Annotated in this window: 14 protein-coding genes; 4 read left to right on the top strand and 10 right to left on the bottom strand. The window is 59.2% G+C overall.

Going from position 1 to position 16,717, the window contains the following annotated elements; all coding sequences use genetic code 11:
• Window positions 1-245 precede the first annotated feature (245 nt).
• From J0H39_24065 to J0H39_24050, 4 genes are all read left to right on the top strand, one after another.
• Complete coding sequence (locus J0H39_24065; GenBank protein MBN9499836.1) at window positions 246-1,340, top strand: glycoside hydrolase family 3 protein; 1,095 nt, start codon at window positions 246-248, stop codon at window positions 1,338-1,340.
• A 1-nt stretch (window position 1,341) separates the two neighbouring features.
• Window positions 1,342-1,926, top strand: coding sequence for a YdcF family protein (locus J0H39_24060; GenBank protein ID MBN9499835.1), 585 nt, complete (start codon window positions 1,342-1,344; stop codon window positions 1,924-1,926).
• Window positions 1,923-5,039: an AMP-binding protein gene (locus J0H39_24055; protein ID MBN9499834.1), complete on the top strand. Its 3,117-nt coding sequence runs from the start codon at window positions 1,923-1,925 to the stop codon at window positions 5,037-5,039. The genes J0H39_24060 and J0H39_24055 overlap by 4 nt, the downstream gene beginning before the upstream one ends.
• Before the next feature lie 108 nt (window positions 5,040-5,147).
• Window positions 5,148-6,893 (top strand): dihydroxy-acid dehydratase, encoded by a 1,746-nt coding sequence (locus J0H39_24050; protein MBN9499833.1) that lies wholly within the window; start codon window positions 5,148-5,150, stop codon window positions 6,891-6,893.
• Between the two features lie 32 nt (window positions 6,894-6,925).
• Here the strand turns inward: J0H39_24050 and J0H39_24045 are convergent, their stop codons facing one another.
• The 10 genes from J0H39_24045 to J0H39_24000 form a co-directional block, all read right to left on the bottom strand.
• Entirely contained in the window at window positions 6,926-8,215 is a 1,290-nt protein-coding gene (locus tag J0H39_24045) for an amidase (protein ID MBN9499832.1), read from the bottom strand.
• Window positions 8,216-8,265: 50 nt separating this feature from the next.
• Entirely contained in the window at window positions 8,266-8,949 is a 684-nt protein-coding gene (locus J0H39_24040) for a DUF2848 domain-containing protein (protein ID MBN9499831.1), read from the bottom strand.
• Window positions 8,933-9,631, bottom strand: coding sequence for an ATP-binding cassette domain-containing protein (locus J0H39_24035; protein MBN9499830.1), 699 nt, complete (start codon window positions 9,629-9,631; stop codon window positions 8,933-8,935). The genes J0H39_24040 and J0H39_24035 overlap by 17 nt, the downstream gene beginning before the upstream one ends.
• On the bottom strand, window positions 9,628-10,374 hold the full coding sequence (locus J0H39_24030) for an ATP-binding cassette domain-containing protein (protein MBN9499829.1): 747 nt from the start codon (window positions 10,372-10,374) through the stop codon (window positions 9,628-9,630). The genes J0H39_24035 and J0H39_24030 overlap by 4 nt, the downstream gene beginning before the upstream one ends.
• Complete coding sequence (locus J0H39_24025; protein ID MBN9499828.1) at window positions 10,371-11,294, bottom strand: branched-chain amino acid ABC transporter permease; 924 nt, start codon at window positions 11,292-11,294, stop codon at window positions 10,371-10,373. The genes J0H39_24030 and J0H39_24025 overlap by 4 nt, the downstream gene beginning before the upstream one ends.
• A complete protein-coding gene (locus tag J0H39_24020) occupies window positions 11,294-12,190 on the bottom strand; it encodes a branched-chain amino acid ABC transporter permease (protein ID MBN9499827.1) in 897 nt (298 codons plus the stop codon). Before J0H39_24020 ends, J0H39_24025 begins: the two co-directional genes overlap by 1 nt.
• Before the next feature lie 65 nt (window positions 12,191-12,255).
• Window positions 12,256-13,551, bottom strand: a complete 1,296-nt coding sequence (locus J0H39_24015) for an ABC transporter substrate-binding protein (protein ID MBN9499826.1) — start codon at window positions 13,549-13,551, stop codon at window positions 12,256-12,258.
• A 56-nt stretch (window positions 13,552-13,607) separates the two neighbouring features.
• Window positions 13,608-13,988, bottom strand: a complete 381-nt coding sequence (locus J0H39_24010; GenBank protein ID MBN9499825.1) for a cupin — start codon at window positions 13,986-13,988, stop codon at window positions 13,608-13,610.
• A 212-nt stretch (window positions 13,989-14,200) separates the two neighbouring features.
• Complete coding sequence (locus J0H39_24005) at window positions 14,201-14,719, bottom strand: flavin reductase family protein (protein MBN9499824.1); 519 nt, start codon at window positions 14,717-14,719, stop codon at window positions 14,201-14,203.
• A gap of 201 nt (window positions 14,720-14,920) precedes the next feature.
• A complete protein-coding gene (locus J0H39_24000; GenBank protein ID MBN9499823.1) occupies window positions 14,921-16,390 on the bottom strand; it encodes an aldehyde dehydrogenase family protein in 1,470 nt (489 codons plus the stop codon).
• Window positions 16,391-16,717: the final 327 nt, after the last annotated feature.

Here is a 16,717-nt window from a genome sequence, read left to right as displayed (position 1 = left end):
GTTCTGCACAGGCAGTCGGACGCCATTCAGAAATAAGGCCCGGGCCTGCACTTGCCCGGAGTTCTATTGATTTAGTTGTTCTCTTCGTCCCACATGATGGTGACTAACCCCCTTTTTTCTGAAAAAAGTGCAGCTTATCGGGGCTGGCTTAATAGGTGCATGGTGCACGTAGGGTCACGCGTGCCTCTCCGGCCAAGCGGGCTGAAAGGCATCCGTTTGCCAGTCGGCTGCCCAAAGGAACGACAATGCGCCGCCGTTTATTTCTAACGGGCATGGCCGGAGCTGCCGCTGTGATCGGCGCGACCGGGGCATTTCGCCGTCCTTCGATATCTGCCAACTCCGACGTGCAGAACAGCACGGGTCAGATTTTGATCTGCGGGTTTGACGGCCGCGACGCCAGCTCCAGATCGGCCCAACTGCTCGCGAGGCAGATACGCGACGGCCGCGCTGGAGGGGTCATCTTTGTCAAAGACAACATCGGCAGCAAAAGTGACGTACTTGGTCTGACGGCGCTTTTTTCCGACAATGCCCCGCAGAAGCCGATCCTGGCGATCGATCATGAGGGCGGAGCCGTACAAAGGCTGGTCGCGGCGCATGGCTGCACCCCCTTGCCGTCCGCCAAGACCATGGCTCAGGACTACTCCATCGACCAGGCGCGAAACCTCTACGAAGAGGCCGGTCATGCCCTGGCGCGACTTGGCTTCAACTTGAATTTGGCGCCGGTTGTCGACCTGGATGATCCGCAAAACCCGGCGGTTGGTCATTTTGGAAGAGCCTTCAGCACCGATCCCCAAATTGTGACCACCTATGCAAGAACGCTCATGGCAGGCTTTGCCGCGGCTGGAATATTATGTTCCCTCAAGCATTTTCCCGGACAGGGAGGCGCCAGGTACGACCCCCATCTGGCGCTTCGGGACGACGTTTCATCATCGCGATCTGATCGAGATCTCTCGCCGTTCAGGGAACTCATTCGCGATAGGAGCGCTGTGATGGTGATGAGCGGACATTTGATCTATGAGGGTCAGCCTGCCGTTCTCTCCCGCACCGTCGTGACGGATATACTGCGAGGTACGCTCGGTTTTGAAGGCGTGGCACTAACCGACGATCTCGACATGGGGCTTGCCGGTTACGGCTTTGAGCGCCCCAGCATCGCTCGCAAGGCATTGAAAGCAGGCAATGACCTTTTCATCATCAGAAATCGTAGGAACTACGATCAGGATCTGCCTGCATCTTTCGCTGCATGGATCGCCGAGAGTTTGGCAGACGGAGACATCACAATGGACGATCTGAAAGCATCCGTTGCGCGCGTGCGCAACCTTCGCAAGACGATCTCGATCTGAAATGGGCATTCCGAACGTGCCGATGGATACCGATCTGATCGGAAGCTGCTTGTTTCTCGAAGACAATCTGATCGAGGCGGAAGTCGCGATTGTCTTCGGCATGAATGACTGGCAGCGCCCGGCAGAGCGTGCGATTGAGCTATACCGGTCCGGCAAAGCCAGATTTCTTCTTTTCACCGGCGGTTTCAATAGCAACTTGGGAGAATGCGAGGCGGTTGCCATGTCCGACTTCGCACGGAAGGCGGGTCTGCCGGATCGGGCGGTTCTCGTGGAATCTCGGGCCGCTCACACGGAAGAGAACATGCTCTTCTCCAAGGAAATCCTGGAGACGCATCCGGAGTTCCGCGATCTCAGATCCGCTATTCTTGTGACCATCCATTATCATCTGCGCAGGGCGATCCTGGCGGCAAGGCGACATCTGCCTGCGTCAATTGAGCTTGGATGGACGACTTACCCCAGCCAATATTATTCGGCGTCGGACTGGCACAAGTCAGCCCGCGGAAGATCGAATGCCACATCGGAGATCGCAAAAATCGGCAGATACTACGCCGTCTCATTGACCGATCTGGCTGGTCAGCGGCCATGACACCCGCCATTTCTCGCGGCGAGCCTGCAAACCGAGTCCCCTATTCCACACTGACTCACGCCCTCCTCGACGCGGTCGATCGATTTCCCGAAGGCCAGTTCGTCCACGCAATAAGACATGGCACTCTCTCGACCATATCCTATCGGGACACGCTGCAAAACGCGAAGCGGCTCGCCCTCGCCCTTCAGCGACGCGGCCTGAAGGCAGGCGACGACCTCGTCATCAATCTTCGGAACAGCGAAAATTTCATTCCCGCGCTTTGGGCTGCGCTTCTCTCCAATCTCTTGGCTGTGCCTCTCGTCCAAAACGCAAGCAAGCAGTTCGGAGCAACACGACGCAGAGAGATATTCTCCTTTTTGAACTCGGTCCTAAGCGATGGATATATCCTCACCGATGATCCAGACCTGACGGACACACCGGATGCGGCCGCATCGGGATTGAAGATTCTCCAATTCGACGAATTAAACAACGAAAGGCAGCCTGCCGAGATCGCTATGATCTCTGAAAATCAAGGCGGTGCGCAGCTTGCGGTGCTGACGTCCGGAACGACAGCACAGCCAAAGCTCGTGGGGTTGACCGCAGATGCCGTCCTGGCACGCTGGTGGGCGAAGGTGCCTGACGCGCGGGACGCGGTAACCTTCCTGTCGTGGTCACCCTTCGACCATATCATGGGCCTTGGCCTTGCAGCGCCCAACACCGCGCGCAAGATCCATCTCGATGCTGAATGGTTCGCGGCAAATCCGCTCTCTTGGCTCGATGTTGTCGAACAGACGGGCACCACGCACGCGACCATGACGAATTTCGGCATGTCACTGATCATCGATGCTCTCAAGAGCCAACCGGGACGGAAATGGGATATTAGTCGCGTCCGGAAAATCGGCATCGGTGCGGAGCAAATTTCCCGGCCCCTGTGCCGCAGCTTTCTTAACCTCCTGACACCATTCGGCCTGCCTGCCGACTCGATCATTCTCGGTTACGGCCTCACGGAATGTGGCCCCGTGGCCGGAGGCGGCGCCGTCTTTTCGCCAGATCTAACGGAGGAAGGACCGGTCGTCCTTGATCGACCGACCGCAGGTCATGCCGTACGGATCGTCGACGACAATGGGACCATCTTGGCGGAAGAAGCCATCGGCCTTGTCGAGGTGCAGGGTCCGACCATGACGTGCGGCTATCTGGGAGACGAAGAAGGCACCGCCGACCTGCTGACGGACGATGACTGGCTGCGGACCGGCGATCTAGGCTTCCTCCGCAATGGTCTTCTCACAGTTGTCGGCCGCGAGAAGGATCAGATCGTCATCAATGCCAAGAAATTCTCATGTCTGGAGATCGAGAAAACTATCGCCTCCGAAAGCCGATTTCGCCAGGTTTATGTCGCGCCGTTTCGGGAAAGTCTGATCCGGCGCAGCCCGGCCTCAGGGAAACCGGTAGCCATCTTCGCTGTGGCCGAAAACGACGAAGCTTACGAACTGGCAGATGCAGCCGCCGAGATTCGCTCCATCGTGACCTCGGCCTATCATTTTGTTCCTGCAGTCGTCGGATTGATCAGAAGCGAGGACGTGCCACGAACACCCCTTGGAAAGGTACAGCGCTTTTCGCTTGCTGCGATGGTTGGCGATCCACGCTTCAGCGAACAACTTCACGTTCTCGCTGGACCATCTAACAACGAGGTGCCGGATACGAAATTGATCGGTATCGAACAGATTGTCGCCGAGATCTGGTCCAGGCTTTTGAAGTGCGGTCCGCTCAGTGATTCACACGCCGACTTCTTCGCGCTGGGTGGAGACTCCGTGCTCGCGCTTCAGATGTGTTTCGCGATTGAGGAGCGTTTCGGCCTCTATCTTTCCCCGGAAGATTTTTCTGAACATTCCAGACTATCGGACTTCGTAAACCTCGTTTCCGCCCGGACAAAAGAATCTCCGGGATATCAGGACAACAAGCTCTCACCGGAAAATGCACCGTCCCTTCCGGAATGGGTCGGCGAGAGAATGAGCGAGTTTCTGGCCCAATGGCCGGGGCGGCCCGCTTCGGAGGGAGGCTTCCTGCGTCGCGTGGGAACGGCACAAGCCGGAATTCCCCTCTTCTGGTGTTTGCAAACCAAAGAGGAGGCCTTGCAGTTCGGCCGGATCGTCGGTTCGCGCCGACCGGCCTATATGATGAGGTCTGGATATTTATTTCTCGACTACAATGCACCGGCAGCGAAGGCATTCGTCACTCGCTATGTCGACGAGATCAAGAAGGTTCACCCGAAAGGGCCTTATGTGATCGGAGGCAATTGCCAGGGCGCCATGATTGCGCTCGAAGTGGCACGCGCACTTCTGGCGGAGGGGCGCAAAGTGCAACTCCTTGCAATTGCAGATACGCCCATCGTCGACTTATTCGCAGATCGTCCCTTTGAAGAACCTGTTGCGCTCTTTCTTCCCAATGGAAGCAAGTTCAATCCATACAGAAGGTTCAGATTTCCAAATGCCGGCCTGAAGAAGCTTTTTCCCGCTGGCCATAAAACCTCTGTCATATCCGCCGGCTACGCGTCCATCATGCGCGGTAAGGCATCCGAGCGATTGGCGGAGAGTCTGGAAGAAGCCATTGCGTGGTCTGCGCAACAACTGCCTTGCGATACCGGCCACAAGACGGCCGGCAGCTATCCTGAGTCGATCTACGCAGGCACGATAACGGGCCCCTATTCCAAATTGACTTTACGACCCGGTCAGCAGCTTCGAATCGACGTTGCGATACAGAACCGCAGCCCGCTGGACTGGAAGCCTTTTGATGAAAGCGGCATCGCGCTCGGCAACCATTGGCTGTCGCGCAATGGTGAAGTGATCATCTGGTCCGATGGAAGAACACCCCTGACGCAAACGATCAAAGCCGGTGCACGCAGCCGAATGTTGATCGACACCATCGCACCTCATAAACCCGGCGAGTATCTCCTGGAGCTTGATCTGGTGGAGGAAGGGGTCCGCTGGTTCAGCGAAAAGCATATGTTTCCTTTCCACATTTCCGTTGCGGTCGAGGATAGTCTTGCTGCACTCGCGAGCGATATCTGGAAAACGGGCGGCTGGCGAAGGTGGTTACGAACCGCCTGGCGTTCTCTGTCAACGCGACATCATCGGTAGCTTCTGCTAACGAGAATCCCCTGACAATATGAACACGCCGGAAGCACGTGACCGGCTGAAGTAACGATGTCCTTTTGAGGCTGACTGCCACTCCTTGTTGAGGTTGCTATGTCGAATGATTTGAAGCGTCGGCGCCCTGAAACAGCACAGGATTTACGGAGCCACCGATGGTTCGGTCCGGATGACATGCGCTCGTTCGGCCATCGTTCGCGCATGAAGCAGATGGGCTACGCGCAAGAGGACTTCGAGGGAAAGCCGATTATCGCGATCGTCAACACGTGGAGCGGATTTGCACACTGCCATGCACATTTTCCGGATCGCGTGGAGGACGTGAAACGCGGCGTGCTGCAGGCCGGAGGATTTCCGATCGAAATCCCGGTGATGGCTCTGCCGGAGAATTTCGTGAAGCCATCGACTATGCTGTATCGCAACCTGCTCGCGATGGAAGTGGAAGAAAATCTCCATGCGCAGCCGGTCGATGGCGCGGTTCTGATGGGCGGTTGCGATAAGACAACGCCAGCGCTGCTGATGGGAGCCATCAGCGCCGGACTGCCTGCGATCTATATGCCCGCCGGCCCCATGCTGCGGGGTAACTGGCATGGACAGGTCCTCGGTTCGGGAAGCGATCTGTGGAAGTACTGGGACGAACGGCGCGCCGGAAACGTCAGCGACGCTCAGTGGAACGAAATGGAAAGCGGCATCAATCGCTCCAACGGCGTCTGCATGACAATGGGAACAGCCGCCACTATGACAGCAATGGCGGAAGTTCTGGGTCTGGCCCTTCCGGGCTCGTCCTCAATTCCCGCACCCGACGCCAGTCATCCCCGCATGGCAGCAGCTTGCGGACGACGGATCGTCGAGATGGTTTGGGAAGATTTGCAACCAGCCGACATCCTGACCGCGGGCTCATTCGACAATGCGATCATCACCAGCGCCGCGATCGCAGGATCGACCAACGCCATCATTCATCTGATCGCAATCGCCCGACGCGCCGGCATCAACCTCGCGCTCGAACGTTTTGACGAACTGTCGGCGCGCGTCCCCGTTATCGCTAATATCCGCCCGTCCGGAAAATACCTGATGGAGGATTTTTATTACGCGGGCGGGTTACCGGGCCTGATGAAGAGAATTTCAAACCATCTCGACCTGTCACAGAAGAACGTGCTCGGCCACACCCTCGCGGAGGTGCTGGACGAAGCCAATGTCTGGAATGACGACGTCATTCGCACGGTCGATCAGCCTATATCCTCTGCCAACGGTCTCGCGGTTCTGCGCGGCAATCTCGCGGCGGGAGGCTGCGTAATGAAACCTTCAGCCGCGGAAGCGCGGCTTCTCAAGCATCGCGGGCCTGCTCTCGTTTTTAACGATTACAACCATATGGCATCGCAAATTAATCGCGACGATCTCGACGTGACGCCCGATCACGTTCTGGTCTTGCGCAATTCAGGACCAAAGGGCGGCCCGGGCATGCCAGAATGGGGCATGCTGCCGATTCCGACCAAGCTGGTCAAACAGGGCGTGCGGGACATGGTTCGAATTTCGGATGCGCGAATGAGCGGCACGAGCTATGGCGCGTGCGTGCTCCATGTCGCGCCTGAAAGCTACGTGGGCGGCCCGCTGGCGCTCGTCAGGACCGGCGACATGATCGAGCTCGATGTTCCGGAAAGGCGCATCCATCTGGATATCGATGATGCGGAGATAGAAATACGCAGGGCCACATGGATCGCACCTCCGCCGCGTTTCACACGCGGATATGGCGCGATGTTTTCACAGCATATCGGGCAAGCCGATATCGGCTGCGATCTTGATTTCCTGCAGGCGGGCGCCGCGACGCCGGAACCCGAAATCCACTGAGGGGTGCTGTCGTGCCGTCAGGCGCCGGATTCTCAACGCTGCAGGATAGCCTCGATGGCAGCAGCTATCTCAAGCAGCTTGCGGTCCGCGTTCCTGCGGCCGATCAGCATGAGTCCAGCGGGAAGCCCGTTGATGGGCAAAGGCAACGATACCGACGGGCAGTCGAGCATATTGGCAACGCGCGGATTGCGCAGCACCAGTCCGTTGGCCTCATGGAATCCTGCATCGCTTTCGACCGCCGACAAGAGCGGCGCACGGATGGGCGTGGTCGGCACGATGAAGGCTTCGTCAGATTCGAACGACGCTTCAAAAGCACGAACCGCCGCATCGCGAAGCCGAACCATGCGAACGTAATCGACCGCCTTGATATTGGCACCTGCCTCGATGCGCACGCGCGTCTTGGGATCGATGCCATCGAGGCTGGTGACGCCGAGGCCGACGAGAGTCGCGCCCAGTTCGATCGAAGGAAAAGTCCCGATCTTGTCGATGGCGGCAACGTCATCGAGCGCCTTGTCCATCGAACCGTCCGCGATCCGGAGGCCCGCCTTGCGCAGCCGCGCCAAGGCATCTTCGAATGCGGCCAGGATTTCCGGCTCGCAGCGATCGAACAACCGTCCGTGCGCCACTGTCAACTTAAAGGACTCTGCAGGCGCTGCACTCAGCGCACCGCTGCCTTCTTCCGACAACACCTGATCGGTGAGCGCGCAGTCACGCACGCTCGATGCAATGGGACCAAGAGTATCGAGGCTCGAGGACAGCGAGAATGAACCGTCCAGCGGTACGCGGCCACGCGTCGGCTTGAAGCCGACAGCGCCGGACAATGCCGCCGGAATGCGGATCGAGCCACCGGTATCGCTGCCGATGGCGATCTCGGCCATACCATCCACCACCGAGACCACCGCGCCTGACGACGAACCGCCCGGCACCCACTGACGATCGCGCGGATTGCCCGGCGTGCCGTCATGCGGATTGGTGCCGAGTGCCGAGAACGCATATTCCGTCATCTGAGTCTTGCCGATGATGACCGCTCCTGCCGCACGCAAGCGCTGTACGACGGCAGCATCCTTCGCGGCAGGCGGCAGGCCGCGCAGAACCGCCGAGCCCGCCGTAGTCACCGTGCCCGCCACGTCGTACAGCGCCTTCACCGAGACGATGCGACCGTCCAGAGGCCCGAGCGACTGCCCTGACGTCTCACGCCGATCGGCTGCCTCGGCCTCACGCCGGGCGCTCTCCGTAAAGACAGCGGTGAAAGCCTTCTTCCCTTCCAGATCGGGCGAGGCAATGCGCGCAAGCGCGGCTTCCAGACGTTGAACAGCAGACATCGGCAAGGTCTCATGCGGGAGTTGGTGAGGAAGATGTATCCGGCCAGCGCTCAGGATACGACCGGAAGCACCTTGATATCATAAGCATAGTTCAGTGAACGCTTCAGCACCGGATCGTGCAGTTCCATCTCAAAGCGCGACGCCGGACGGATACCACCAATCGCGCCAGGCGTGCCGCAGAACATCAGCGTGCCGGGCTGCAATGTTTCGGCATCGGCATACTTGCGGATAAGGTCGCGCGGCGTCCGCAGGCTCGCGACCTTGCTCTCCTGATATAGGACGCGCGCGCCATCGATGACAGCCCACGAACGCAGGGTGAGTTCGTCCCAGTGTCCTTCGACATCCGCGTAGGACCAGAGCTGCCGCCCCACCGGCTTGCCGCAAAGCTGTTTTGACAGCGCAATACCAGCGGCTTCCGCCTTGCGGTCGGTGTGGTCGGAGCCGATGCCAATCCACAGACCATCAGCCATGGCGACCACGACCGGCTCGATCTCGCCGGAACTGTCCGGGCCGAGAACGGTAAGCTGGTCGGCCTGAGTCAGCGTCTGCGCCGCCACCCGGTAATAGAGCGGCGTGGTCGAAGGGCGCGGCACGCCGATCGCCGCCAATTCCTCAATATGATGCTCGATCGCGGCCACGTCACGCCCCGCCCAGCCGGCGATCACCAGAGTCTCGATGTTGATACCAATCCGGTCCGTTCGGTCCTTGGCGATGCGATCAAACTGCAGAAGCATTCTCGTTCTCCGCTAGATGCGTGGATTGTTCGGAAATTTCGCCGCGCTCGATCCGCAAGGTGCGATCGGCGATCGCATTGAGTAGCGCGGGCGTGGATTCGGTGATGAACAGCGCCAGATCCGGGCGGTGCTTGCGCAGTTCGCCCAGCGTCCGCGCATAGTCCAGCGCGAGCGCCGGAGCAAGCCCCTGAAACGGTTCGTCCAACAGCAGCACCTTGCGTGCGACCATCAGCGCGCGGCCCAGCGCCACCATCTTGCCCTGACCGCCGGACACCCCGCCGCCCGGCCGCAACCGCATCACATGCAACTGCGGAAGAAATGTATAGATCTCTTCGAGCCGTAGCTTGATCTCGGCCTTGTCGAGATCAAGCGCAAGCCCCGGAAGACGGATGTTTTCCTCGACGCTCATTTCCGGCACCAGACGACGGTCTTCGGGCGCGTAGCCAATTCCGGCACGCGCGCGATAATGCGCCGGCTGCTTGCGCAAATCCTCGCCATCGAGGCGGATGTCGCCGCCGTCGAGCGGCAGAAGCCCCATGATCGCGCGCAGCGTGGTGGTCTTTCCCGCGCCATTGCGTCCGATCAGAATCGTCGTCTTGCGTTCAAGAATCTCGCAGCAGACGCCGCGCAGGACCGGAACGCCTTCGATCGAGACCGCGACCTTGTCGAGCGCCAATGTCATGCGACACCTATGACATTTTTCAGGACGCGCTCATCCTTGAAGATTTCGTCGGGATGCCCCTGGGCCATGATGGTGCCGGCGTTCCAGACCAGAACACGATTGGCATAACGCGCCACCACATCCATATCGTGCTCCACGAACAGCGCGGTGATGCTGCGCTGACGAAGCGCGCTCATCAGCGATTCCATCAGCGAAAACCGTTCGAGCGTGCTGACGCCGCTGGTCGGCTCATCGAGCAGCAGCAGGCGCGGCTTCAGCGCCAGCGCCACCGCGATATCGAGCAGTTTGCGGTGACCTTCTGGCAAGGTACGGCTGACGCGATTGCGATCATCCCGCAATCCGATCAGGTCCAGCAGCGCTATCGCCTCGTCGCGCCGGGCTCGCGATCCGAGCGGGCGCACCATGGTCCACAGACCGTCCTTCGCCGCAAGCGCCAGCATCATGTTGTCGAGCACGGTCTGGTCAGAGAACAGTTGCGGGATCTGGAAGGCCCGCGCGACGCCACGACGCGTGATGGCGCGCGGCGTCAGCCCGGTAATCGCATGGCCGTCGAGAAGAACACTGCCTGACCTCGGCCGGACGTACCCGGTGCAGAGATTGAGCAGCGTTGTCTTTCCGGAGCCGTTCGGCCCGATCACCGCGAGAAATTCACCCTCATTGATGTCGAGGCTGACGCCGTCGGCCGCCTTCACACCGCTGAATTCAACGTGCAGATTTCTCGCCTGCAGAATCGGAGCGCTCATTGGGCCGAAACCTCGCTACGGGAGAAAAGACCGTAAAGCCCTTTCGGCAGGAACATGATGACGGCGATCAGCGTCGCCCCCACGATCAGATTCCAGGCATCGGTGTAAGCCGCGGCCTTGGTGTGCAAGAGTTCAAGAAACAGCGCCCCGATAAAGGCACCGGGCACGCCGCCGATTCCGCCGAACACCGCGACCAGAACGAGATGGCCCGATGCCGTCCAGAATGCGAAATCCGGAACCACGCGGCCGATAGCGAAAGCGGAGATCGCGCCGCCAATACCCGCGAGCATCGCCGACAGAACATAAGCAACCAGCAGAACAGCCCAGACAGGAACGCCAAGATATTCGAGGCGCACCTCATTGGTGTGAACCGCCGACAGGGCATGACCGAGCGGGCTATCGAGATAACGATGAACCAGAAACCCTACCAGCACCATTAACGCCACGCTGCCGTAGAACAACACGTTCTTGAAGGCAGGCTCGCTGAGTGCAAGGCCGAACACATGCGGCACGGGAACCGGCATGCCGTCGGTGCCGCCAGTGATGCCGTAAAGCTTGGCGAACAGCGCATAGAACACCATGGAGACCGCAAGGTTGAGCATCGCGAAAAAGATGGCGCGATAACGGACAAGAAAAGCGCCGACCACCGCTCCCGCCATCCCCGCAACAACCACCGACAACACCAGCAGGATGCCAAAATCCGATATGCCGCTCCCCGCGAAGAAAGCCACGCCATAGGCGCTGATGGCAAAGAACATGGCATGACCGATGGAGATTAGGCCGGCGCGCAACAGGATGGCGACACCGAGCGCAGCGAAGCCCTTGGCGATGGCGATCGTGAGCACGAATTCGAGCCAGGGCGCGACCGTGGGCGCAATGACAAGCGCAAGAACCGCGAGGACAAAGACAAGGGTGCGTATCATATCCGCCTCGCAGTGACCGAACCAAATAGACCATAGGGGCGAACCAGCAGGACGATCAGCATCGCGGCATAGGGTGCAACCGCATCCAGCGAGGGCGCAAAATAGATCGCAAGTACCCGCGCCAGCGCAACGATCAGCGCAGCGAGCGCGGCCCCCTCGATCTGGCCAAGCCCACCGATGGCCGCGACAGCGAATGCCAGCACCATCGTGTCTGCGCCCAATCCGGGGGCAACCCCCGAGGTCGGCACCGCCAGCGCGCCGCCGAGGGCAGCCAAGAAAACGCCGAGCGAAAAGGCAAGAATGAAAATCCTGTTGGTGTCGATGCCGATCGATTGAGCCATCTCCCGATCGAACACCACGGCGGTAATCAGGCGGCCATATCGCGTATGCTTGATGAGGAGGCGCAGACCGATAACGACGAGGACCGCCATCGCGATCAGGGCAATCTGATAGTTGAGATAGACAATGCCGCCGATGGCCGTCGAGCCCATCAACCGCATGGGCGCATCCTCGTAGAGAGACTGAACGCCGAACACGATACGCTGCACATCTTCGAGAATGAGAAACAGGCCGAAGGTGATAAGGATCTGAACGGCCTCGGACTTTCCGTAAGTCCAGCGGATCAAGGTGCTTTCGATCAGCGGCCCGAGGATCACGGCGACGAGAACGGCGCTGAACAGCAACACAACAAACGAGAGATAGGGATTGAGCTGCCGGCTAACGATAAAGAGGCAGAGCGATGCCGCGACATAAGCGCCGATCGAATAGAAGCTGCCATGAGCGACATTGAGGACGCGCAGCACGTTGAAAACGAGTGTGAGTCCCACTGCCGCAAAGAAGATCAGGGCAGCACTGGAGAGCGTATCCAGCGCGAGCGGGATGATTGCATTCATCGTCGGTTCCATGCTTTCCGGCACGGCCTCCCGCGGATATGTCGCGGGAGGCCAGCTGTCACGGATTACTTGTAGCTACCGGGCTTCGGAAGCGAAGCAGCAAAAGCCGGCGTCAAGGTCGAGATCCAGCCGATCGGATCCTGTCCTTCCTTCGGCATCAGCGCATCGCCTTTGTAACGCACCATCTCGCCGATCACCGGGAAGCTCTGGTTAGGCGACTTCACCGTCACGCCGACGATCTGATCGACCATGCCATCATTGTCCGCACGCGTCACAGTGGTGCCGGTGAGCGTCGGCACCTTGCTTCCGCGCATCGCATCGACGAGTTCGGCGCGGCTCGGCCACTTACCACCGTTCTTCTTCATCGCGGCTTCATAGGCTGCCTTCACGTAGAGCAGCGTATTCGCCATCTTGATCGACGGGAACACCGGATACTCGCCATACTTAGCCTTATACGCGTCGACAAACTTCTTTGTCTGCGCGTTCGCCGCAGCGTCTGGCGACATCCACCAGCCATCGCCGAGCACGCCGACGATCACACCCTCCGGCAGCGGCACGCGCTGCAGCACAGTTTCGCCGAGCGCAAGGACAACTTGGCTGGAGCTGAAAAGACCGCGCGGCTGCGCTTGCCGCACGAAGTTTTCGAGATCCGCACCCCAAAGGTTGGAGAACACGACATCTGGCCGCGCCGTGGTCAGGCGCGAAATTTCGGTCTGGTAGTTCGGCGAGCCCATCTTCGGGAAGAGTTCGGCCACCACCTGGATATCCGGGCGCAGGGCTTTCAGCGCGGCCTTGAAGATCGTCGCCGCATCATGTCCGAACGCATAGTCCGGATTGATGATCGCAACCGTCTTTACATCCGGCTTACGGGCCAGAAGGTAAACCGCATAGGCGACGAATTCGGGAACGGTGTTGCCGTTCGGACGGAACACATACTTGCTCTTGCCATCCAGCAGAAGATGATGCGTATCGCAATTCCAGCCCACCGTCGGCACCTGAAGCTGCTCGGCGAGAGGCGCCAGCGCGAGACAGTTCGCACTCGACAACGCGGCAATCATCACCTGATTGCTCGCCTCGCCAGACAGGCGGCGATACTCCGCGATGACGCCTTGGGCGCCTTGGGCTTCATCGACATAGGTCGGCACGATCTTCACGCCGCCGATGCCGCCGGCTGCGTTGATCTGCTCGATCATCAGGTCCGCAGCGTTCTTGCCGGGCATCCCGTAAGCAGCGGCCGGTCCGGACGTAAACGTGAAAATACCCAGCCCCAGCGAATCCGGCTTGGTCTGAGCGACCGCAGGCATGGTCGCTCCCAGGCTACCGACGAGCGCAAGTGCGGAAAGTGCCGTCCTCAACTTCATGATTGTCTCCTTAAAGTGAAAGCGGCCTTCGCGAACAAGTGAAGGCCGCCCTGTCCTCAGACCGGATCGAAATAATGGATTTCAACGAGCATGCAGCCATTGATGGACTTGAACGGTCCATGCTTCGCATGCGGCGGGCGGCAGGCGTAGGTGTTCGGCTGAAAGCTCTCGCCACCTTCGCCGTTCGCATCATTGCCAACAATCAGATCGCCGGAGATGAGATACACTTCTTCCCAATAGTCGTGGGAGAACGGCGCAGTTGTGTAGACGCCCGGTTCAAAGCGAAGCAGCCGCGTCCGTGTGCCGCGGTTGTTTGTCTCATCAAGAGAACCGGACAGAATCTTTTGCTGGATGCCTGCCGGATAGCCTGCCGGGGTTTCCCAACCGCTCTTCAGGTCAATCGTGTGGAATTCGTCATGCTTCTTGTTCACTGGCATTGTCGTTCTCCTTGAAGAATAAATCAGGCGGTCCTGCCCTGCGCGGCAACAATGCCGCTCGGGCCATAGAAATCAAGCGTCGGCCGGTAACGCGAACCGAATTCGGAACGAACCGCGCCCCGGCCGAGCGAGCAGAACGTCTGCGCGATCGAAGCAGCCTTGGCGATGGTCGGGTCTTTCCGATCAAAACAGGAATCTCCACTGCCGGCATGTCAGTAATGAATGGGGAGTGGCCACTCGGGTGTCCGCTCGGCTTCATCAACCAAATCGCGATAGCGGCCACGGAAGAAAACCAGCGGCGCGGGCGAGGACGGATGCGATGAATAGCGAACGACGCGCACCACGAAAATAACGTGGTCGCCGCCATCGTAAGTCGCATAGGGTTCGCACTCAAAATGAGCTAGCGCGCCGGAAATCAGCGGAGCTTCGGCATGACCGACGCTCGTCTTCACCTGATCCCATTTGTTGGAGAGAGCCCGCGCGAATTGATTGGAAACGTTTTCCTGCTCGCGCGCCAGCACGTTGATTGCGAAGCCTTTGGCTTCCTGCATCGCCGGCAGGCTGAGAGCCTTTCGATCGACGCTAAAGAGGACAAGCGGAGGATCGACGGAAACGGAATTGAACGAACTCATCGTCATTCCGACCAGATCATCGCCCCTGCCGCGCGCCGTCACCACGGCAACGCCGGTCGCAAATTCCCCTAACGTACGCCTGAAAGCACGATCCTGCACGGACGCAACCTCATTGACGAAACCAGCCCCATGTTCATTTGCAATATTAGCTTTAATATAAAGCCAATATGACGGCAGTCAACACGTTTTGCCTCTGCCTAGCAAGCCACTCCCGCCGCCTTTCTGCACCAAATATAGGGCAGACGCTGCTGTTGTTGTGGGCAGCGGCAAACGCAATGCGCCTCAGCCGGACATGCGGACTCACGACGTATAAGCGCAAACCGTCTTCAATTCGGAGTAGAAATCGAGCGACCACGTCCCGCCTTCCCGGCCGATGCCTGAACGCTTGAAGCCGCCGAAAGCCGCCCGCTCATCGCGCACCCGCCAGCAGTTCACCCATACCGTCCCGGTTTCGATTTCCGTGGCGACCTTGCGTGCCCGCTCCATGTTTTTCGTCCACACCGTCGATGCGAGACCGTAACTCGAATTGTTGACCCGCTTCACGACTTCGTCGTCATCATCGAAAACCGAAATATGTCCGCAGGGGCCGAACACCTCTCTTTGACAGACTTCCGCATCGTCAGGCAGGCCGGTCCAGATCGTCGGCGCGACCCAATAGCCATCCGCGAAAGACGCAGGCATCTGCAACGCGCCTCCGCCGGTGACGACCTGGGCGCCTTCCTGCTCGGCCCGGCGGTAAAAGCCCAGAACCTTGTCGCGTTGAATATCACTGATCGCCGGCCCCAAGGTCGTCACCGCAAGGTGCGGGTCGCCCGGCTGAAGCTTCTTCGTGAGATCCGCAAGACGCTCGACAAACGGCGCAAATATCTTGCGATGCACAAAGATGCGCTCGGTCGTCAGACACACCTGCCCGCAATTGTCGAACATGGAGCGGACCGTACCCGCAGCTGCGGCATCGAAGTCAGCATCATCGAAAATGACCGCGGCGTTCTTTCCACCAAGTTCAAGCGAAACCGGGCGCGGACCCATGGCCGCAGCCTTCATGATTACCTCGCCCGTTCGTGTTTCGCCCGTGAACGTGATCGCACCGACATCGGAATGCGACACGAGGAAACTTCCGGCCGCATCCGCGCCGTGACCGTGCACGACGTTGAGCACGCCATCAGGCAGCCCGACCGCATGCGCGATTTTAGCCAGCAGAACAGCGGTGCGCGGTGAATGCTCCGAAGGCTTCACGACAATGGTGTTGCCGCAGACAAGCGCTGGCGCAACCTTCCAGGTCAGAAGCAGCAGCGGGAGATTCCACGGCGCGACAATCCCGATGACTCCGATTGGCTGTCGCAGCACCATGTTGTCCGCGACGCCTCCCGCGAGCATATTCGTCTGAAATGGCTTGAGATGATCTTCGCGGGCAATCGCCGCGAACGCCCGGAAATTCGCGATAGCGCGCGGAATTTCGACATTACGGGTCGCGGTTATGGGCTTCCCGGTATCCTTGATTTCTTCGGCGACGAGTTCATCGATGTGCTCATCGAGCTTGTTTGCAAGGCGTTCCAGGAACGCAGCACGCTCGAGCATGGTGGTGTTCTTCCAGGGACCTGACAGCGCTTTGCGCGCAGCATCGACAGCACGATCAACCTGCGCCTGGTCCGACTCGACCACCTTCGCAATGACCTCTCCGGTCGCCGGATAGCGCTTCTCGAAATAGTTGCCGCCCTGCTCGCTCTTGCCGCCGATGAAACACGAAATCACGTCGAAGTTTTGCATCATTCACCCACGGGTCCAGCAGCAAAGGACGTTTACGATTCGTCAGGGAAACAGCGCGACGAAAATTCGCGCCAGAAGTTTTGGACTTAGCCACCTCAACGGCTTGCAAAAGCACACCGGAATGCCGACGCCGCGCGCCGTTTCTCCGACCGTCGAAATATCAAAAAATACTAGCTAACTTACAAAGCTAGTCAAGCAGCACGCAACTCGTCCCCGCGAGGAAAAATTTCGGTGCTGCAGCACAGCGAACATCAGCCACTCTGCAGCGTGCAAACGCGATCAACCGCTGGTCGGTCAACAATTGGATTGGAGGAAGGACGTCTTGCAGCC

The organism is Alphaproteobacteria bacterium, from assembly GCA_017308135.1.
Lineage (GTDB): Bacteria > Pseudomonadota > Alphaproteobacteria > CACIAM-22H2 > CACIAM-22H2 > Tagaea.
Note: the sequence above shows the minus strand (reverse complement) of the source record. Positions and strands in the feature narration are given on the sequence as shown.

Excerpts from the sequence above, each read along its gene's own strand:
- J0H39_24065 (MBN9499836.1), top strand. The coding sequence starts at position 246 with ATGCGCCGCCGTTTATTTCTAACGGGCATGGCCGGAGCTGCCGCTGTG.
- J0H39_24060 (MBN9499835.1), top strand. The coding sequence starts at position 1,342 with ATGGGCATTCCGAACGTGCCGATGGATACCGATCTGATCGGAAGCTGC.
- J0H39_24055 (MBN9499834.1), top strand. The coding sequence starts at position 1,923 with ATGACACCCGCCATTTCTCGCGGCGAGCCTGCAAACCGAGTCCCCTAT.
- J0H39_24050 (MBN9499833.1), top strand. The coding sequence starts at position 5,148 with ATGTCGAATGATTTGAAGCGTCGGCGCCCTGAAACAGCACAGGATTTA.
- J0H39_24045 (MBN9499832.1), bottom strand. The coding sequence starts at position 8,215 with ATGTCTGCTGTTCAACGTCTGGAAGCCGCGCTTGCGCGCATTGCCTCG.
- J0H39_24040 (MBN9499831.1), bottom strand. The coding sequence starts at position 8,949 with ATGCTTCTGCAGTTTGATCGCATCGCCAAGGACCGAACGGACCGGATT.
- J0H39_24035 (MBN9499830.1), bottom strand. The coding sequence starts at position 9,631 with ATGACATTGGCGCTCGACAAGGTCGCGGTCTCGATCGAAGGCGTTCCG.
- J0H39_24030 (MBN9499829.1), bottom strand. The coding sequence starts at position 10,374 with ATGAGCGCTCCGATTCTGCAGGCGAGAAATCTGCACGTTGAATTCAGC.
- J0H39_24020 (MBN9499827.1), bottom strand. The coding sequence starts at position 12,190 with ATGAATGCAATCATCCCGCTCGCGCTGGATACGCTCTCCAGTGCTGCC.
- J0H39_24015 (MBN9499826.1), bottom strand. The coding sequence starts at position 13,551 with ATGAAGTTGAGGACGGCACTTTCCGCACTTGCGCTCGTCGGTAGCCTG.
- J0H39_24010 (MBN9499825.1), bottom strand. The coding sequence starts at position 13,988 with ATGCCAGTGAACAAGAAGCATGACGAATTCCACACGATTGACCTGAAG.
- J0H39_24000 (MBN9499823.1), bottom strand. The coding sequence starts at position 16,390 with ATGATGCAAAACTTCGACGTGATTTCGTGTTTCATCGGCGGCAAGAGC.